Annotated in this window: 17 protein-coding genes; 15 read left to right on the plus strand and 2 right to left on the minus strand. The window is 60.6% G+C overall.

Annotation, left to right across the window (positions count from 1 at the left end):
- The first annotated feature begins 74 nt into the window (after positions 1-74).
- The 13 genes from AC13EY_RS06920 (at position 75) to AC13EY_RS06980 (ending at position 14,419) form a co-directional block, all read left to right on the plus strand.
- Positions 75-1,094 (plus strand): aspartate-semialdehyde dehydrogenase, encoded by a 1,020-nt coding sequence (locus AC13EY_RS06920; protein WP_285676644.1) that lies wholly within the window; start codon positions 75-77, stop codon positions 1,092-1,094.
- 178 nt (positions 1,095-1,272) lie between these two features.
- Entirely contained in the window at positions 1,273-4,218 is a 2,946-nt protein-coding gene (locus AC13EY_RS06925; protein ID WP_335599517.1) for a motility hub landmark protein FimV, read from the plus strand.
- The gene (gene truA, locus AC13EY_RS06930) at positions 4,218-5,078 is read left to right on the plus strand and encodes a tRNA pseudouridine(38-40) synthase TruA (protein WP_269687570.1); all 861 of its coding nucleotides are present in this window, start codon (positions 4,218-4,220) and stop codon (positions 5,076-5,078) included. Before AC13EY_RS06925 ends, truA begins: the two co-directional genes overlap by 1 nt.
- Before the next feature lie 60 nt (positions 5,079-5,138).
- On the plus strand, positions 5,139-5,753 hold the full coding sequence (locus AC13EY_RS06935; protein WP_088275183.1) for a phosphoribosylanthranilate isomerase: 615 nt from the start codon (positions 5,139-5,141) through the stop codon (positions 5,751-5,753).
- The gene (trpB, locus tag AC13EY_RS06940; RefSeq protein WP_088275181.1) at positions 5,746-6,963 is read left to right on the plus strand and encodes a tryptophan synthase subunit beta; all 1,218 of its coding nucleotides are present in this window, start codon (positions 5,746-5,748) and stop codon (positions 6,961-6,963) included. Before AC13EY_RS06935 ends, trpB begins: the two co-directional genes overlap by 8 nt.
- A gap of 11 nt (positions 6,964-6,974) precedes the next feature.
- Positions 6,975-7,778, plus strand: coding sequence for a tryptophan synthase subunit alpha (trpA, locus tag AC13EY_RS06945; protein ID WP_088275179.1), 804 nt, complete (start codon positions 6,975-6,977; stop codon positions 7,776-7,778).
- A 66-nt stretch (positions 7,779-7,844) separates the two neighbouring features.
- A complete protein-coding gene (gene accD, locus AC13EY_RS06950) occupies positions 7,845-8,738 on the plus strand; it encodes an acetyl-CoA carboxylase, carboxyltransferase subunit beta (RefSeq protein ID WP_228246524.1) in 894 nt (297 codons plus the stop codon).
- Complete coding sequence (folC, locus tag AC13EY_RS06955) at positions 8,738-10,030, plus strand: bifunctional tetrahydrofolate synthase/dihydrofolate synthase (protein WP_335599518.1); 1,293 nt, start codon at positions 8,738-8,740, stop codon at positions 10,028-10,030. The genes accD and folC overlap by 1 nt, the downstream gene beginning before the upstream one ends.
- Entirely contained in the window at positions 10,023-10,622 is a 600-nt protein-coding gene (locus AC13EY_RS06960; RefSeq protein ID WP_335599519.1) for an SPOR domain-containing protein, read from the plus strand. The genes folC and AC13EY_RS06960 overlap by 8 nt, the downstream gene beginning before the upstream one ends.
- A 68-nt stretch (positions 10,623-10,690) precedes the next feature.
- Complete coding sequence (locus AC13EY_RS06965) at positions 10,691-11,173, plus strand: CvpA family protein (protein ID WP_088275171.1); 483 nt, start codon at positions 10,691-10,693, stop codon at positions 11,171-11,173.
- Between the two features lie 48 nt (positions 11,174-11,221).
- Positions 11,222-12,727 carry an amidophosphoribosyltransferase gene (gene purF, locus AC13EY_RS06970; RefSeq protein ID WP_088275169.1) on the plus strand — a complete coding sequence of 502 codons (1,506 nt, stop codon included), beginning with the start codon at positions 11,222-11,224 and terminating at the stop codon, positions 12,725-12,727.
- Positions 12,728-12,774: 47 nt separating this feature from the next.
- Positions 12,775-13,989, plus strand: a complete 1,215-nt coding sequence (locus tag AC13EY_RS06975) for an O-succinylhomoserine sulfhydrylase (RefSeq protein ID WP_335599520.1) — start codon at positions 12,775-12,777, stop codon at positions 13,987-13,989.
- A 151-nt stretch (positions 13,990-14,140) separates the two neighbouring features.
- Positions 14,141-14,419, plus strand: a complete 279-nt coding sequence (locus AC13EY_RS06980) for a ComEA family DNA-binding protein (RefSeq protein ID WP_088275167.1) — start codon at positions 14,141-14,143, stop codon at positions 14,417-14,419.
- 62 nt (positions 14,420-14,481) lie between these two features.
- Here the strand turns inward: AC13EY_RS06980 and AC13EY_RS06985 are convergent, their stop codons facing one another.
- Positions 14,482-15,900, minus strand: a complete 1,419-nt coding sequence (locus tag AC13EY_RS06985; RefSeq protein WP_335599521.1) for a methyl-accepting chemotaxis protein — start codon at positions 15,898-15,900, stop codon at positions 14,482-14,484.
- A gap of 479 nt (positions 15,901-16,379) precedes the next feature.
- Here AC13EY_RS06985 and rnd point away from each other — a divergent pair, with 479 nt between their 5' ends.
- Positions 16,380-17,501: a ribonuclease D gene (rnd, locus tag AC13EY_RS06990; protein WP_335599522.1), complete on the plus strand. Its 1,122-nt coding sequence runs from the start codon at positions 16,380-16,382 to the stop codon at positions 17,499-17,501.
- Entirely contained in the window at positions 17,498-17,791 is a 294-nt protein-coding gene (locus tag AC13EY_RS06995; protein WP_228246520.1) for a YcgL domain-containing protein, read from the plus strand. The genes rnd and AC13EY_RS06995 overlap by 4 nt, the downstream gene beginning before the upstream one ends.
- A gap of 162 nt (positions 17,792-17,953) precedes the next feature.
- Here AC13EY_RS06995 and AC13EY_RS07000 read toward each other — a convergent pair whose 3' ends face one another.
- Positions 17,954-18,355, minus strand: a complete 402-nt coding sequence (locus AC13EY_RS07000; protein ID WP_088275153.1) for an NINE protein — start codon at positions 18,353-18,355, stop codon at positions 17,954-17,956.
- Positions 18,356-18,399: the final 44 nt, after the last annotated feature.

Raw genomic sequence — 18,399 nt, forward strand, 5'->3', positions numbered from 1 at the left:
ACGATCAGGGCATCCCGTTTCGTCGGGATGCCCTTTGTGTTTGTGTAATGCGTGAAATAGATGAAGGGCAGGGTATGAGCAAAGCATCAGGTGTGGCGATTGTCGGTGTCAGCAGTCTGGTTGGCGACATGCTGGTCAACATGCTGGACGAGCATGAGCATTCGTTCTCCTCCGTTGCGCTGGTTGATGTCGACGACGAGGCGGGTGAGCGCCGCATGATCAAAGGCCAGAGTGTTCGGGTTGAAGCGCTTTCCGGCTTTGATTTTTCATCGGTTGCGGTCGCGATCGTCGCAGGCGAGCGGGAATTCGGCCTGCAGTGCATCGGTGCCATTCGTGATGCCGGTGCGCTGGTGGTCGATACGACAGGTCTGCTGGCGGGTCAGGGCGCCAGTGTTGTTGCAGAGGTGAACCCTCAGGCGCTGGCCGATGCGGCGCAGCGCCGTGCAGTATCTTGCCCGGATGCTCAGGTCGTGCAGAGTGCGCTGGTGTTGAAGGCGCTTGCCGGAATGTCGGATCTGCGGCGTGTGAGTATCTCCACCTATCAGTCAATGTCTACTCATAGCAAGGCTGCTGTGGAAGGGCTGGCGATGCAGACCGGTCGACTGCTCAATGGCCAGCCAATTGAGAAGGGCGGTGTCCTCGATAAGCAGGTGGCGTTCAACCTGTTGCCGGCCACCAGCGAAATCGATGCTTCCGGGGCGAGCCGCGAGGAGCGTGACCTGGTAAATGGCGTGATTGATGTGCTCGGGCTCAAAGATGTCCCGGTGCTGGCGAGCTGCGTGCTGGTGCCGCTGTTCTACGGTACCGCCCAGATGATGCAGGTCACGACCGCCGAGCCGCTCGACAGCAAAAAGGTGGGCAACATCCTGCGTCGGGTCAAGGGTATCAAGGTGCTGGACAAGGAGGGCCCGGGCGGCTTCCCGACGCCGGTAACCGAAGCCACTGGCACGGATGAGGTCTGGGTGGGTCGGATTCGCCAGGATGTCACTGATCCGAACACCACACATTTGTGGATTGTGTCTGATAATCTTCGAAAAGGTGTCGCACTTAACAGTCTGGCAGTGGCCGGATTGTTGATAAAAGACTATTTGTAATCGATACTTGCTGGTGTTTTTGTATCAAGCAGGTTAGGTTTTGCAGGACAAAGACCGTTTGGGCATGGCGTTGCATTCGCAACTTGCTCGGGCCGGGTGGGGAGCCTTTGGCGTAAGCCAGTCCGAGCATGGGGTGCGTTGGGACGTGAGAAAACGATAAGAGCAAAGGATTACCGCTATGGTTCGCAAATTGGTTATCGCTGTCGCCGCAGCAAGTGCCGTGATGTCGTCCGGGATGGTTCACGCATTAGGGGTAGGCGATATCCATCTGAACTCCGCGCTGAATCAGCCGCTGGATGCAGAGATTGACCTTACTCAGGTTCGTGATCTGTCCGGCGATGAAATTCGCTCCATGTTGGCGTCGCCCGATGACTTCGGACGCGCCGGCATTGACAGAACCTTCTTTCTTACCGATCTCAAGTTTCAGCCGGTCATCAAGCCCAATGGCCGCTCGGTTATTCGCGTTACCTCCAGCCGCCCCGTCAATGAGCCGTTTCTGAACTTCCTGATGGAAGTGCGCTGGCCGTCCGGGCGGGTGCTGCGCGAGTTCACCATCCTGCTTGACCCGCCCATGTATCAGCCAACGCCGGTCGTCAGCAGCTCCACTATCTCTGCACCCGTGTCTTCGTCGGCACCGCAGGTTGCGGCGGCGCGACCCAGTGCGGCAGGTCTGGCATCAGCTGCGGCCGTTTCCGCTCCACCGGCCAGTGCTTCGTCTCCCACTGCCGCGGCGCCGGCACCGGCAGCGAGTTCAGGTACCCGGACAGGCCAGCTGACGACCACACGCTCCGACACACTTTGGGATCTGGCGTTGCGGGCTCGCCCCCAGGGCGCAAGCGTGCACCAGACCATGCTGGCGATTCAGGACCTGAATCCGAACGCCTTCATCAACGGTAATATCAATCAGCTCAAGGCGGGGCAAACACTGACCTTGCCGAGCGCCCAGCAGGCGACCGCTCGCAGCAACTCCGAGGCGATTGCCGAGGTCGCCGCGCAGAACAGTGCATGGCGCAATCGCCGGGCGCCGACTGCCGCTCAGGCGCAGGCGCCTCAGCTCGATGCGCGGGAGCGCCAGTCGGCCGGTGCTGCACCCGAGGCCGTAGATGGTCAGGATTCACTGCGTCTGGTATCGGGCACCGAAGGCACGGCGGCAGAGGCTGCCGGCAGCTCCAATGCCGATGCCGGAGGGGCGCAGCTGCGTGATGCGCTGGACCGCACCAAGGAACAGCTGGATGCCGCTGAGCGTGAAAAGGCGGAAATGACCGATCGCCTGAATGACGTTCAAGGGCAGCTTGAAACCCTGCAACGCCTGCTTGAATTGAAAGATGCCCAGCTGGCTGCATTGCAGCAGCAGGTCGCTGACGCGGGTGCGGAGCCGGCGGTAACAGCCGAGGAAGCTGCCGAGCTGGCCGACGTCGCGGAAGCAGAGGCGGACGCCGCAGCAGACGTCGAAAGCAGCGTACTGGTTGCAGAACCGGAAGCCGCGTCAGAGGCAACTTCCGAGGAGCAGGCTGCTGAAGACGTAGCTGCCGACGAGCAAGCCCCTGCCGAAACCGAGGCGTCAGAGCCCGCTGTCGAGGAGCCCGTTGTAGCGGAACAAGCACCAGAGCCAGTCGCCGAGCCAGAGTCTGTGGTCCCGGCTGAACCTGCGCCGGTTGCAGAGCCTGCGGATAGCGACCCGATGGCTGTTATCAAGGGGCTGATGCAAAATCAGATGCTGATGATCGGCGGGGGCGTTGTTGCGGTTCTGCTGCTTCTGCTGGTGTTGATGTCAATTTCGCGTCGCAACGCCCGTCGCGAGGAGGCAATGGCGGATAACTTCATTGCCGACGCTGCCGAGCAGGACGGTGATCAGCTCACTGACAGCGATGATTTCAATGTTGCTCTGGCCGGCGCAGAGGGTATGGACGGGGCCGATGAGCTGGATTTGGCCGCTGACCCGCTGGTTGAAGCCGATGCTCTGATGGCTTACGGCAAGCTGCAGGAGGCGCGTGATGTGCTGGTGGCAGCCGTGGCGGCGGACCCGGCACGTGAGGAGCTGCGCCTGAAACTGATGGAAGTGAACGGTTTGCTTGAAGATAGCGCCGGCTATCTGGAGCAGCGTGCTGCCGTTACTGCGCAAAACCCGTCTTCCGCTCGCGTGGCTGAGCTGGATGCCCGTTTCCCGCTGATGGCCGCAGCCGCTGCCGGAGCCGCTGCTGCCGCAGCGCAGTGGGACGAAACGGATCTGGCCGATCTGGATCCGTCCGCTGCAGGTCAGAACGATCAGGCTGACCTCGACGCGGATATGGACTTTGATTTCAGCGAGTTTGATCTTGGGGACGCCAGCGATACTACCCCGTCCGCCGAACTGGCATTTGACGAGCCGGTTGCCGAGCCTGAGCCTGCCGCGCCGGCAGCAGAGGGCTTTGATCTGGACTTTGATCTGGAAGACGGCAGTGCACAGCCTGTGGCTCAGGAAGAGGAGCCGACTGCCTCCGCGCCCTTTGAGCCAGAGCTGCCTGATAGTCAGGTTGACAGCATCAATTTTGACGAATTTGAGCTGGATGTTGATGATCTGGCGTTGCCCGCAGATGAAGCGGAGCCCGCAGCCGATTCGTCAACACCATCTCTTGAGGCGGATTTCGATCTGGCCATGACCGACGATCTCCAGGCAGAAGACTTGATGGCTGACTTTGCCGCACTGAGCGACGAGCCGGTCGAGGAGCCAGCGTCAACCGTTGCTGCCGAGCCACTGGATTTGTCCGCTGACGCTGACATCAAGCTGGAGGACGACGCGATCGAGTTTGAGCTGCCGGAGGATGTGGCGTTGCCTGAGGATATTGAGGTGCCCGCTGATACCGAGCTGTCGCTGGATGATTTCGAGCTGCCGGAGATGGATGAGGTTGCTCCGCCTGTCGTTGAAGAAGAGGCGGCGCTGGCTACTGAATCGGACGAGGAGGACGATGAGTTCGACTTCCTGTCCGGCACCGACGAGTGTGCGACCAAGCTGGATCTGGCGAGGGCCTACATCGATATGGGTGACCAGGAAGGTGCACGCGATATCCTCAACGAAGTGATTGAAGAGGGTAACGACCAGCAGAAGCAGGAAGCACAGAGCATGATGGAGCACCTGGCTGACTGATGACAGAGTTTGATCTCGCAACAGCGGCCGCCCCTGAGGCGGCCGCTGTTGTTTCCAGAGTGGCGGCTTGCGTCGAGTACAAGGGTACGGCCTATCGCGGCTGGCAGCGCCAGCAGTCGGGTGTACCCAGCGTGCAGGAGGCCGTGGAGAAGGCGCTGGGGCGCGTGGCAAATCATCCGGTACAGGTTTTCTGTGCTGGCCGCACCGATGCCGGGGTTCACGCGTCCTGCCAGGTGATTCACTTTGACAGTGACGCGCATCGTTCGCCGCGAAACTGGATTCATGGAGCCAATGCCAACCTGCCGGCGGATATCTCGCTGAGCTGGGTTACGCCGATCGGTCTGGATTTTCACGCGCGGTTTTCTGCCGTTGCCCGGCGCTATCGCTATGTGATCTATAACGATCCCATTCGGCCCGCGCATCTGGCCCATGAAGTGACCTGGAACTACCGGCCGCTGGATATCCAGCGCATGCGTGTTGCCGCCCGGGCGCTGGTTGGTACGCATGACTTTACGTCCTACCGTGCGGTTGGCTGTCAGGCCAAGTCGCCAATCAAGACTATCCATCACCTTGAACTGCTGGAGTTCGGCCGTTTTATCGTGCTGGATATCCGTGCCAATGCCTTTCTGCACCATATGGTGCGCAATATTGCCGGGGTCCTGATGCAGATTGGTTGCGGCGAGCAGCCGGTGGAGTGGGCGCAGCAGGTGCTTGAGGTGCGCGATCGCGCGCAGGGCGGTCTGACCGCACCGGCTTACGGCTTGTATCTGGTCGATGTGACCTACCCCGAGACCTTTGCTCTGCCTGAGCGATATCTGGGGCCGCACTTTCTGTCTGCACTCCCTGATGTGGCGAACTGACGCCCCTGATGTGATCTGCTAACATCGAGACCCTTAGGGGCAGGCCCTGGAGCAGGTTACATGGCGCGTATCAAAATTTGCGGAATTACCCGGGTCGAGGATGCGTTGGCTGCCGCTGAAGCAGGTGCCGATGCAATCGGCTTGGTGTTTTATGCACCCAGCCCGCGCGCCGTCACTGCCGTTCAGGCTGCCGATATCATTGCGGCGCTGCCGCCGTTTGTCACCACGGTCGGCCTGTTTGTCGATGCCGAGCCGGACTATGTGCGTGAAGTGCTGGGCCAGGTGCCGCTGGACGTGCTGCAGTTTCATGGTGATGAGTCCGATACCTATTGCCGCCAGTTCGGACGGCCCTTTCTGAAAGCGGTCCGGGTGCAGTGTGCAGATCAGTTGGCCGACGTTGCATCGCGCTGGCCTGGGGCCAGCGGAATCTTGCTCGACAGCTACAAGCCAGGTGTTCCGGGCGGGACCGGTGAGGTTTTCGACTGGACCCTGGTGCCGCTCAAGCGGGAATGGAATCTGGTGTTGGCCGGGGGGCTGACAGCAGGCAATGTGCATCAGGCGATCCGTGAGATGCGCCCCTGGGCGGTCGACGTCAGTGGTGGCGTTGAGGCAAGCAAGGGCATCAAGGATGTGGCAAAAATTAACGCGTTTGTACAAGAGGTGAAGCGTGTCTGACTCCAACCCCATCGATTATTCTGCGGTCCCTGATGCGCGTGGGCATTTCGGTCCCTATGGCGGCCGGTTTGTGTCCGAGACGCTGATGGATGCACTGGACGAGCTGGAGCGCGTGTATCGCAAGCTGTCTGCCGATCCCGAATTTCAGGCCGAGTTTGATCGCGATCTGGCCCATTATGTTGGCCGCCCGTCGCCGCTGTATTTTGCCGAGCATCTGACCGACAAGGTCGGTGGCGCGAAGATCTATCTCAAGCGTGAAGACCTTAATCACACGGGTGCCCACAAGGTAAACAACACCATCGGCCAGGCGCTGCTGGCCAAGTTTATGGGCAAGCCGCGGGTCATTGCCGAAACCGGCGCCGGTCAGCATGGTGTTGCCACGGCGACCGTGGCGGCGCGTCTTGGACTCAAGTGTCAGGTCTATATGGGGGCCGAGGACGTGCGCCGGCAGGCACTCAACGTCTATCGCATGAAGCTGCTGGGCGCAGAGGTCATTCCGGTGACCTCGGGTTCGCGCACCCTGAAGGACGCCATGAACGAAGCCATGCGCGACTGGGTTACCAATATCGATGACACCTTCTACATCATCGGTACGGTAGCCGGGCCGCACCCGTATCCTGAGCTGGTCCGTGATTTTCAGTGCGTGATTGGCCGCGAGGCGCGCCAGCAGTGTCTGGAACAGGCGGGCCGTCTGCCTGATGCGCTGGTTGCCTGCGTTGGTGGCGGCTCCAACGCCATTGGCCTGTTTCATCCGTTCCTCAATGATGAGAGCGTACGTATGTACGGCGTCGAGGCGGGTGGTCTTGGCATTGAGACCGGCGAGCATGCGGCGCCACTGAGTGCGGGCAAGCCTGGTGTGCTGCATGGCAACCGCACCTATCTGATGTCCGATGAGGCGGGGCAGATCATCGAGACTCACTCCGTGTCCGCGGGCCTTGACTATCCTGGGGTCGGCCCTGAGCACAGTTGGCTGAAGGATATCGGTCGGGTTGATTATGTTGATGCGACCGACGACGAGGCGCTGCATGCGTTCCGTGAGCTGACCCGTGTGGAGGGCATCATGCCCGCGCTGGAGTCCAGTCATGCGGTCGCCTACGGCATGAAGCTGGCGGCGCGCATGAGTCCTGATCAGATCGTGGTAATCAACCTGTCAGGTCGAGGCGACAAGGATATTCACACCGTCGCCGGTATCGACGGCATCAGCATTTAAAAGAGATATTCATGAGCCGAATTGAAGCCCGTTTTTCCGCTTTGCAGGCTGCTGGTCGCAAGGCGCTTATTCCATATATCACTGCTGGTGATCCGAATCCGGCGGTTACACTGCCCCTGATGCATGATCTGGTAGCCGCCGGTGCCGATGTCATCGAGCTGGGTATTCCGTTCTCTGATCCGATGGCCGATGGCCCGGTGATTCAGCTGGCAATGGAGCGCGCGCTCGAGCATCACGTCAGTCTGAGTCAGGTGCTCGAGATGGTTCGCCAGTTCCGCAGCCGCGATAATGAAACGCCGGTGGTACTGATGGGCTATCTGAACCCGATCGAGAAGATGGGGTACGAACAATTTGCCAAGTCCGCGGCAGAGGCGGGTGTAGACGGGGTGCTGACCGTCGATTTGCCGCCGGAAGAGGCGACAGACGTCGTTCCGCTGTTCAAGGCGCGGGGGCTGGATACCATTTTCCTGCTGGCACCGACCACCACGGCAGAGCGCGCGCGGCTGATTTGCGAACAGGCAAGCGGCTATGTCTATTATGTTTCACTCAAAGGTGTGACCGGGTCCAGTGCTTTGAACGTCACCGATGTAGCAGAAAAACTGGACATGCTGCGCACCGTTACCGATCTGCCGATTGGTGTCGGCTTCGGCATTCGCGATGGCGAGTCTGCAGCGGCGGTTGCCGGTGTAGCAGATGGCGTCGTTGTAGGCTCGGTGCTGGTCAATCAGATTGCCGCCAATGCGGACAATCCGGACAAGGCACGTGAGGCCATCGCTGCCATCGTGGCTGACATGCGCAGTTCAATGGACCGCTGAACAAGGCGCTGCCGCTCCTTCCGCAGGAGGGCAGGCTGACATGACAAATTCAGAGAAGGAAAGGCGATGAGCAACTGGTTGGTGGACAAACTGATTCCCTCCATCGTGCGCTCCGAAGCACAGAAAAGCAGCGTACCGGAGGGGCTGTGGCGCAAGTGTCCGTCCTGTGACGCAGTGTTGTACCGGCCCGAGCTGGAGAAGAATCTGGATGTGTGCCCCAAGTGCAGTCACCATCTGCGTATTGGCGCACGCCGCCGTCTGGACATTTTCCTCGATCCGGAAGGGCGTACCGAGCTGGGTGCCGAGCTGGAGCCGGTAGACCGTCTCAAGTTTCGTGACAGCAAAAAGTACAAGGACCGCCTGGCTGCGGCGCAGAAGGACACCGGCGAGAAAGATGCGCTGGTTGTCATGCAGGGTAAGCTCAAGGGGGCGCCGATTGTGGCCAGCGCCTTCGAATTCAATTTCATGGGTGGCTCGATGGGCAGCGTGGTAGGGGCTCGCTTCGTGCGTGGCGCTGAAGCCGCATTGCGTGATCGCGTTCCCTATGTGTGCTTCTCTGCTTCCGGCGGTGCGCGGATGCAGGAGGCCCTGTTCTCCCTGATGCAGATGGCCAAGACCAGTGCGGCGCTGGCCCGTCTGCGCGAAGAGGGCATCCCCTTTGTTTCGGTGATGACTGACCCGGTTTACGGCGGCGTTTCTGCCAGTTTGGCGATGCTGGGTGATCTGAACGTAGCCGAGCCCAACGCGCTGATCGGTTTTGCCGGCCCGCGTGTTATCGAGCAGACCGTGCGCGAAAAGCTGCCTGCCGGCTTCCAGCGCAGTGAATTCCTGCTGGCACACGGTGCGCTGGATATGATCATCGCCCGCAACGAGATGCGCGACCGCCTGGCCAGCCTGCTTTCCATGCTGACCGGCGCGCCTGCACCTGAGCCAGCGGCAGAGGTTGCCGACGAGGCCTGATGTCCCAGCGCAGTCTTGGCCAGTGGCTGGCCGTGCTGGAGGCCTTGCATCCCAGCGAAATCGATATGGGGCTGGAACGGGTACGTGAGGTCGCCGAGCGACTGAACGTGCTTCGTCCGGCACCTCGCGTTTTCACCGTTACCGGTACCAACGGCAAGGGGTCGACCTGTGCGGCCCTGGACTCGCTGTTGCGCACGGCCGGGCTGCGTACCGGTTGTTACACCTCCCCGCACCTGCATCGCTACAACGAGCGCATCCGTATCAATGGTGCGCAGGCCGATGATCAGTCGATCTGCGATGCCTTTGCTGCCATTGATGCAGCCCGTGGCGATATCTCCCTGACCTATTTTGAATTCGGCACCTTGGCCGCGTTCTGGCTGTTCCAGCGCGAGCGGCTGGATGCGGTCGTGCTTGAAGTGGGGCTGGGCGGTCGTCTCGACGCGGTAAATGTGGTTGATGCCGACGTGGCGGTTGTGACCAGCATTGGTCTGGATCATCAGGAGTACCTGGGATCAACGCGGGAATCGGTTGCGTTTGAGAAGGCCGGCATCATGCGTGCAGGGCATCCTGTTGTCAGTGGCGAACGTGACTTGCCGTCGCCCTTTACTGATGCAGTAGAACGGCTGGGATGTCGGCTGTACCAGCGCGATCAGGACTTTAGTGTTCAGAGTTTTGCTGATGGATCCTGGGTGCTTGACGGCATTGACGGGACTGGTAACCGCCGTCAGCTGCGCCTGCCTGCGGTCAGTCTGCCGCGCGATAACCTGGCTGTGGCATTGCAGGCGTTTTGGGCTGCCGGGTTCGATCTGGCTGATACCCTGATCTGTGCGGCGCTGCGGTCAGCTACCGCAACGGGACGTCTGGAGGCGCGCCAGGTTCTGTGGCAGGGAGCGGTGCGTGATCTGCGTCTGGATGTCGGTCACAACCCGCATGCGGCTCGTTTTCTGGCTTCCAGTCTGGGTGCCGATGCGGCGCGTCCGCGGGTAGCCGTATTTGGCCTGTTGTCTGACAAGGACCTGAACGGAGTTGCGGCAGAGTTGCAAGGGATGTTCGAGCACTGGTTTACCGCCCCTTTGCCAAGCCCGCGCAGCCGCTCTGCCGAGGATCTGGTCCAGGGCCTGACCGCGGCTGGCGAGCCGGCTTCAGCCCATGCATCCATCGCCCGGGCGATTGAGAAGGCGCTGGAGCAAACCGACTCGGCGACCGAAGTTGTGATATTCGGGTCGTTTTTCTGCGTCGCCGACGCCATACTCTGGCTATCTGAACATGCCGGAGTAGCGCAGAATGGATGAGGGTCTGAAACAGCGCATCATTGGTGCGGTTGTATTGATCATTGCGGCTGTGGTGTTTTTGCCGATGCTGCTTTCTGGGCAGGACGAGACGGTACAGGTTGAGGTTGATGTGCCTGAGGCGCCGGTGCTGGCTCCGCAGGTAATTGAGCCCGTCGCGCCCGCGCCGCTGCCCGCGCCTGCGGAGGTTCCGGAGCTGCCTGTCGCGCTGCCGGACGTGCCGGTTGATTCTGCGCCGGCAGTCGTCCCATCCGCTCCAGTGCAGCCCGTTGCGCCAGCCCCGGCATCTGCGCCGGAGCCGGTAGCGACGCCGGCTGCGCCCGCGCCTGCGCCGGTCGCGTCGGGTGACTGGGTTATCCAGCTGGGCAGTTTTTCCAGTGCCTACAATGCTGACGGCTTGAGCAAGGAGTTGCGCGCCCAAGGTTACAACGCCTACACCCATAGCGTAACCGTGCAAGGCAAGACCAGCACCCGCGTATATGTCGGGCCGCTGGCGAGCCGTGAAGCAGCCAATCGCCTGCGCGATGAACTGGAGCGCAAGCGCGGCAGCAAGGGTTTTGTTGTGGCGTACGATGCCGATAGCGGTCGAGGCTGATTATGCAGTTTCGATGGGCCGCGCAGCTCTGCTAGAATGCCTGCCTTTGTAGAACAGGGTACTTCATCGTGTCTTTGACCTGGGTTGACTGGGCTATCGTCGCCATCATTGCAGTCTCGGCCCTGATCAGCCTGACCAGAGGCTTCGTCAAGGAAGCCCTCTCCCTGCTGACCTGGGTTATTGCCGGCCTGGTTGCCTGGCTGTTTGGCGGAGCACTCGCCGAGTTGCTTGTGCCCTATATTGAAACGCCTTCCCTGCGCGTCATCGCCGCGTGTTCCATTCTGTTTGTCATGACGCTGCTGCTGGGCGGGCTGGTCAACTATCTGATCAGCCAGTTGGTCAAGGCAACGGGTCTCAGCGGTACCGACCGCTTTCTTGGCATGGTTTTCGGCGCAGCGCGCGGTGCGCTGCTGGTGGTAGTCGCAGTCGGTCTGTTAAGCCTGGCCCCCGTTGAAGCGGATGCCTGGTGGCGCGAATCGGTGGTGATTCCCCATTTTCTGCTGGTCGCTGACTGGTCGAAAAATCTCATTCTGCAAATGGCGGGTCGCTGATCCGGCACTCCCGGACAGCGCCGCCCTTAATCGAGAAGGTACTCAGGCATGTGTGGCATTGTTGGCATAGTGGGCAAATCGAACGTCAATCAGGCGCTCTATGATGCCTTGACCGTCCTGCAGCATCGCGGCCAGGACGCCGCCGGCATTGTAACCAGCGATCAGGGGCGACTCTTCCTGCGCAAGGATAATGGTCTGGTACGCGATGTGTTCCATCAGCGTCACATGCAGCGTCTGGTAGGTCAGATGGGTATCGGACACGTTCGCTATCCGACCGCTGGCAGCTCCAGTTCTGCCGAGGCCCAGCCGTTCTACGTCAATTCGCCCTACGGCATCACCCTGGCGCACAACGGTAACCTCACCAACGTCGAGCAGCTGTCGCGCGAGATCTATGAATCCGATCTGCGCCACGTCAATACGACCTCTGATTCGGAGGTACTGCTGAACGTATTTGCCCACGAGCTGGCCGTACGCAACAAATTGCAGCCGACCGAGGAAGACGTCTTCGCCGCGGTCAGCCAGGTGCACAAGCGCTGCCGGGGTGGTTATGCGGTAGTGGCCATGATCACCGGGTACGGTATTGTCGGATTCCGTGACCCCCATGCGATCCGTCCCATCGTGTTTGGTCAGCGTCACACCGACGAGGGCGTCGAGTACATGATTGCCTCTGAAAGCGTTGCGCTCGACGTGCTGGGCTTCAGCCTCATCCGCGATCTGGCGCCGGGCGAGGCAGTGTATATCACCGAGGATGGTCGACTGTTCACCCGTCAGTGTGCCGAGAATCCGCAATATTCGCCGTGCATTTTCGAACATGTATATCTGGCTCGCCCTGACTCGCTGATGGACGGTGTGTCGGTCTACAAGGCCAGGCTGCGCATGGGCGAAAAGCTGGCAGACAAGATTCAGCGCGAGCGCCCGGATCACGACATTGACGTGGTCATCCCGATCCCGGATACCAGCCGAACCTCGGCGTTGGAGCTGGCCAACCAGCTGGGTGTGAAGTTCCGGGAGGGGTTCGTCAAGAACCGCTATATCGGCCGGACCTTCATCATGCCGGGTCAGGCTGCGCGCAAGAAGTCGGTTCGCCAGAAGCTGAACGCCATTGATCTGGAGTTTCGCGGCAAGAACGTGTTGCTGGTGGATGACTCCATCGTGCGCGGCACCACCTGCAAGCAGATCATTCAGATGGCACGCGAGGCCGGTGCCAAGAATGTTTACTTCTGCTCGGCTGCACCGGCGGTGCGCTATCCCAATGTGTATGGCATCGACATGCCCAGCGCCCACGAACTGATCGCCCATGGTCGCACCACGGACGAGGTTGCCGAACTGATCGGCGCCGACTGGCTGATCTATCAGGATCTTGATGACCTGAAAGACGCCGTTGGCGGCGGCAAGGTCAAGATTGAACATTTTGATTGCGCGGTATTCGATGGTCAGTACGTCACCGGCGATGTCAACGAACAGTACCTGGATCGCATCGAGCGTGCTCGTAATGACGCGGCCAAATCGACGGTCGAGCGGGTCAGCGAAATCATCGGCCTGCACAACAACTGATGCCAGTCGGCAGCGCCAGCGCTGCCCTGTATGAACGAGGTTTTTGCATGACCGAACAATGGCAACCTGGCCGTCTGGACAGTGATCTTGACGGGGCCGGCTTCGACACCCTGGCGGTACGCGCCGGTCAGCGACGCACGCCTGAAGCAGAGCATGGCGAAGCCCTGTTTCTGACTTCAAGCTATGTGTTTCGCAGTGCCGCTGATGCTGCTGCCTGCTTTGCCGGTGAAACCAGCGGCAATGTCTATTCGCGTTATATGAACCCGACCGTGCGCACCTTCGAAGAGCGGATTGCGCTCATGGAAGGCGGTGAACAGGCTGTTGCCACTGCCTCCGGCATGGCGGCCATCCTGACAACCGTTATGAGCCTGTGCTCGGCCGGTGACCATATTCTGGTGTCGCGCAGCGTCTTCGGCGCCACTGTCACGCTGTTTGAAAAGTACTTCAAGCGCTTTGGCATTGAGGTCGACTATGTACCTCTGACCGACACGGCCGCCTGGCGTGACGCCTGCAAGCCGAACACCCGGATGTTCTTTATCGAGTCTCCGTCCAATCCGCTGGCCGAGCTGGGCGACATTGGCGCGCTCGGCGCGATTGCCCGCGAGCATGGCGCGTTGCTGGTAGTCGACAACTGCTTTTGCACGCCGGCGCTGCAGAAGCCGCTGTCGCTGGGAGCCGACATCGTCGTTCACTCGGCAACCAAATACATTGACGGTCAGGGCCGCAGCATGGGGGGCGTGGTAGTAGGGCGTCGTGAGCACATGCAGGAGCTGGTGGGCTTTTTGCGCACGGCAGGGCCGACCCTCAGCCCGTTCAACGCCTGGGTATTCCTCAAGGGCCTGGAAACGTTGCGTCTGCGCATGCGTGCCCATTGCGAGTCCGCGCAGCAGATTGCCGAGTGGCTGGAGCAGTGTCCGGAAGTTGAGCGCGTATACTACGCCGGCTTGCCGTCGCACCCGCAACACGCCCTGGCCAAGGCCCAGCAGAGTGCCTTTGGAGCGGTAGTGAGTTTTGAGCTGCGCGGCGGTCGTGAAGCTGCCTGGCGCTTCATCGACGCGACAAGAATGGTGTCCATTACCGCCAACCTCGGTGACGCCAAGACCACCATCACGCACCCGGCGACCACTACCCATGGCCGCCTGAGCGCCGAGGCACGCGAAGCGGCGGGTATCCGTGAGGGGCTGATTCGACTGGCTATCGGCCTGGAAGACCTGGCGGACATCAAGGCCGATCTGCAGCGCGGATTCGACGCCCAGAGCTGAGTTGTCTGCGCAGTTGCGTGCTTCGTCACATCAAGGCCGGAGAGTTAGCAGCTCTCCGGCCTTTTTGTTTTAGCGTCCTCCATGCCGCAGGGATAGTGCTGAAGCCGTGTTCCTTCAGTGCGGCACTTCTCACATATATGGAGGATGGAAAATGCGTCACTGGATTAGCATCTTGGGTGTTGTTCTCAGTCTCTGGCTGGTATCTCCCGCCTGGGCTCAGGAAGTGTCTGTACCAACGGTCAATATCAATACCGCCGGCGCGGCAGAGATCGCCGAGGTGCTGCAGGGGGTAGGGCAGGCCAAGGCTGACGCTATCGTTGCCTACCGCGAGGAGCATGGTGCTTTCGGGTCGGTAGCTTCGCTGGCCGAAGTGAAGGGGATTGGCGCCAGCACGCTGGCGAATAACGAGGGGCGGATTGTGCTTGAGTAAATAGGCCCGGGTTGGTGTTTCCGGGCAATGGCAGAGCGGCGCCGCAAGGCGCCGCCTCTGTTTCAGGTGCGGAGCTTGCTGACCGCTTCGGTCAGCTGATGGGCCAGTCGAGCCAGCTGGTCGCTGGTGTCGGCACTGTGCGCGGTCTGTTCTACGGTACGTTCGGTCACGTCCCTGATTTCGACCACGCTCTGGGTAATGGCATCCGCTGCCAGGCTCTGCTGCTCGACCGCCGATGCGATTTCGCTGTTGCCCTCGCTGATCTGACTGACGGCCGCAGCGATATCCTGCAGAGACTCACCGGCATCTTCAACCTGCTGGACCGAGTCATGGGTCAGCCCGGCGCTGGCCTGCATATCCTCGACAGCTACCTCGGTGCCGGTCTGCAGGGCTTCGATCATGCGCTGAATGTCATCGGTAGAGTGCTGAACGCGCTGGGCCAGGGCGCGCACCTCGTCTGCGACGACGGCAAATCCGCGACCAGACTCACCCGCACGTGCTGCCTCGATTGCCGCGTTCAGGGCCAGCAGGTTGGTCTGTTCGGCAATCTCGCGAATTACCCGCACTACGCCGCTGATTTCCTGACTGTGAGTTGACAGCTGGTGCATGTGCTCGGTGCAGCGGTCGATGCTGGTGACCAGGCCTGCGATGGTCTTGCGAACCTGCTGTACCTTGTCCCGGCCCTGAATGGCGAGAGCATTGGCCTGACTGGACTGATCACGGGAAATCGAGGTGCTGCCGGCAATATCCTGTACCGTCGCACTCATTTCGTTAACGGCGGCGGCGACCTGATCAGTCTCTCCCTGCTGCACTATCATGCCGTCGCGCATACGGGTCATGGTCTCGGCCAGTCCGCGGGCACGCTGATCCAGTTCCAGTGCCGCCTGGCGTACCGAGCCGACGACGGCCTGCTGGGACTCCTGCATGGCATTGAAGGCTCGGGCCATCGAGCCGACTTCATCGCGCGCACTGCCAGGCGCACGCAGTGTCAGGTCACCGGTGCTTTCCACTGCCAGCATGACGTCGCGCAGGGTGATGATATGGCGGGTGATGAACAGAATCAGCAGTTGCGAGAAGAACAGCACCATCAGCATCAGCGCTGCCACCACGATCGCATAGAGTGGCGCGCGTTCAAGTAACAGCGCGGTGAAGCCCTGCCGTTCCACGGCCAGAGCGCGGCCCTCTACGGCTGACCAGGCGCCAATGTAGCGATCTTCGGCAATGCCGAGTCTGGAGGCCTCCAGCCAGCGCCCTGGCTCTGTCTGTGCGGCAGTCGGTGCTGTGATCCAGCTCAGGCCGTGCACCTTGCCGTCGGAGGGTTGTTCGCCGGCAAGCACGCCGGCCAGTTCCTGTCGGGTCTGTTCGATGCTGCGTTGCTCGACCCAGATGGCAACCAGTACGAGCATCAGCGTTGCTGCGAAAGCAACACCGTTGACTGCCCAGAACTTGTATTTCAGTGGCAGGTTCTTGAAGGCTTGCATGCATACTCCAGAGCATGTTGAAACAGGTGATCCTGACTGGCAGGCGGCACAGGGCCGTCAGTATGTGCCGTCACTCTGATATATCGGTTGATCCGGGTCAAACTTGAAGGGTTGTATGTAACACAGGCTTCGGCAGGGCGCTGGCGCTTCGGTTATACTGCGCGCAACTTCAGGGTCTGTTCCCGTGCGCCATGACCATGATGAAGCCGCTTTTGCGTCAAGCCCTGTTCGGCAGTGACGGCTGGTCCGCCAGTATAACCGCCGGAGGGTGACGCAAGCGCCGGCTCATCCTTCAGGCTGGCATCATAGTCAGCTGCGCGGCGCTGCGGGACCTGCCAAGGGAACAATCCATTGCCTGCGTCCTGGACTGCAGATCGCTACCCGACCGGGAGCATGTTTGATGCTGCAAGGCGAGCGAACCAGACGGGAAAAGGCCCCAGAAAAGACAGCTTATGACCCCTGCGCTAACGCAACCCGTAATGATTGATGATGACGCCGAGTTGGCACGCTGCTGCGACCAGTGGCGTCGGCTGCCCTTCGTTGCCGTTGATACCGAATTTGTTCGCACCGAGACATTTTACCCGATTGCCGGTCTGATCCAGATTGGCGATGGCGAGCGCGCCACGCTCATTGATCCGCTGGGTATTGGCGACTGGACGCCCTTTGTCGCGCTGCTTGAGGATGCTTCTGTAGTCAAGGTCCTGCATGCATGCAGTGAGGATCTTGAGGTCTTTTCCAGGCTGTGCGGCACGTTGCCCGCGCCGCTGTTCGATACCCAGCTTGCGGCAGCCTTTCTCGGCATGGACTTTTCCATGGGCTACTCCCGACTGGTCAGTGCGCTGCTGGATATCGATCTGCCCAAGGATGAGACCCGCTCCGACTGGCTGCAGCGGCCCCTGAGCCCGGCCCAGATTGAGTATGCCGCCCGTGATGCCCAGCACCTGGCAGAGCTCTATCAGATTCTGGCGCCACGTATCGCCCAGGCCGGCGTGGCCGAGTGGCTGTTTGCCGACACCGCTGAGCAGGTCGCAGCCTCAGGCCAGATGATTGAGCCAGAGCAGGCTTATCTGCAAGTCAAGCAGGCATGGCGGCTGAAACCGGCCGAGCTGGCGATCTTGCGCCCGCTGGCGGCCTGGCGCGAACGCGAGTCCAGGGCTCGCGACATCGCCCGTAACCGCTTGCTGCGTGAACGCACGCTGGTACCGCTGGCGCAGCGCCAGCCCGATACCCTGCAGGCGCTGTCGCGCATTGAGGACATGCATCCTCGGACCGTGCGCCACGAGGGTGAAACCATCTTGCAGCTGATTCGCGAGGGCCGCGCAGTTGCTCCCTCAGACTATCCCGAGGTGCTGCCCGAGCCATTGCCATCGGCTGCCAATCGGCTACTCAAGGCGTTGCGCAAGGTTGGGCAGGATGAAGCCGAGAAACGGGGTATCGCAGTCGAGATCATGCTGCGCAAGAAAGTACTTGAAGCCATGGTACGCACGGGTTATCCCTCCGGCCCTTATCGACTGCCGGATGAGTTGACCGGCTGGCGTCGGGAACTGATGGGTGAAGCATTGTTGAAAGCCGCCAACGGTGCGGTGGAGGTAGCTGAATGAAAGTGTTGTGTTCGATCTTTCGGAGCACGAAAAAGCAGGGCATGTACCTGTATGTGCCCCGGGAAAAGGGCTTGAGCGAACTGCCCGAGGCGTTGCTGCAGTTGTTCGGGCGGGGTGAGCATGCGATGGATCTGGTGTTGCACGAGGAGCGTAAGCTGGCTCAGGAAGACATCCTTACTGTGTTGCAAAACCTGAAAGAGCAGGGCTTTCACCTGCAAATGCCGCCGCAGGAAGATGACTATATTCAGCATCTGCCGCCGGAGTTGCTGAATCGGAATGACCCGGTGTAGCTATCCTGGTTGAGTGCTCCCTGCAAAAACGCCGTCGTAACAGTGACGGCGTTTTTGTTTCCGGGACTCCGACAAGCCCTGGAGTGCTTGGGAGGGCAAATCGCAAAACGACCCGGTGCAGCACTTACGCTGGCGGGAGAGGGTTTGTCGGGCAACTCCGGGCTACCACTCGCGGCGCATGTTTTCGACGGAAATCTGCTCGTTCAGCGTCCAATAGTCGTACAGCACGCCAATCAGAAACAGGCCACCGGTGAAGAAGTAGATGATCGCCGTAACCCACTTGCCCATATACAGCCTGTGCGCGCCGAAGATGCCGAGGAACGTCAGCAGAATCCAGGTCAGGTTGAAGTTGATGGGGCCGGTGCGGAACCGACGATCAGCCTCACGGTCCATGCCAGGGATCAGGAACAGGTCGATGATCCAGCCGATGAAGAACAGCCCCAGGGTGAAAAACCACAGGGTGCCGGTCCAGGGTTTTCCGTAGTAGAAGCGGTGGGCCCCCATGAATCCGAATATCCATAGCAGGTAGCCGATTGCCTTGCTGTGAGTATCCGAATACGCCATGCGGGGGTGCCTCTCTGCAAAAGTGGGTGTGTAATACTGGTCAT

The organism is Halopseudomonas sp. L-58 (assembly GCF_056859475.1).

Bases quoted from the DNA above. Each gene is read 5' to 3' on its own strand.
- accD (WP_228246524.1), top strand. From the start codon at position 7,845: ATGAGCAACTGGTTGGTGGACAAACTGATTCCCTCCATCGTGCGCTCC.
- purF (WP_088275169.1), top strand. From the start codon at position 11,222: ATGTGTGGCATTGTTGGCATAGTGGGCAAATCGAACGTCAATCAGGCG.
- AC13EY_RS06960 (WP_335599519.1), top strand. From the start codon at position 10,023: ATGGATGAGGGTCTGAAACAGCGCATCATTGGTGCGGTTGTATTGATC.
- AC13EY_RS06995 (WP_228246520.1), top strand. From the start codon at position 17,498: ATGAAAGTGTTGTGTTCGATCTTTCGGAGCACGAAAAAGCAGGGCATG.
- truA (WP_269687570.1), top strand. From the start codon at position 4,218: ATGACAGAGTTTGATCTCGCAACAGCGGCCGCCCCTGAGGCGGCCGCT.
- AC13EY_RS06920 (WP_285676644.1), top strand. From the start codon at position 75: ATGAGCAAAGCATCAGGTGTGGCGATTGTCGGTGTCAGCAGTCTGGTT.
- folC (WP_335599518.1), top strand. From the start codon at position 8,738: ATGTCCCAGCGCAGTCTTGGCCAGTGGCTGGCCGTGCTGGAGGCCTTG.
- AC13EY_RS06985 (WP_335599521.1), bottom strand. From the start codon at position 15,900: ATGCAAGCCTTCAAGAACCTGCCACTGAAATACAAGTTCTGGGCAGTC.
- AC13EY_RS06925 (WP_335599517.1), top strand. From the start codon at position 1,273: ATGGTTCGCAAATTGGTTATCGCTGTCGCCGCAGCAAGTGCCGTGATG.
- AC13EY_RS06975 (WP_335599520.1), top strand. From the start codon at position 12,775: ATGACCGAACAATGGCAACCTGGCCGTCTGGACAGTGATCTTGACGGG.
- AC13EY_RS06935 (WP_088275183.1), top strand. From the start codon at position 5,139: ATGGCGCGTATCAAAATTTGCGGAATTACCCGGGTCGAGGATGCGTTG.
- trpA (WP_088275179.1), top strand. From the start codon at position 6,975: ATGAGCCGAATTGAAGCCCGTTTTTCCGCTTTGCAGGCTGCTGGTCGC.
- rnd (WP_335599522.1), top strand. From the start codon at position 16,380: ATGATTGATGATGACGCCGAGTTGGCACGCTGCTGCGACCAGTGGCGT.
- AC13EY_RS07000 (WP_088275153.1), bottom strand. From the start codon at position 18,355: ATGGCGTATTCGGATACTCACAGCAAGGCAATCGGCTACCTGCTATGG.
- AC13EY_RS06980 (WP_088275167.1), top strand. From the start codon at position 14,141: ATGCGTCACTGGATTAGCATCTTGGGTGTTGTTCTCAGTCTCTGGCTG.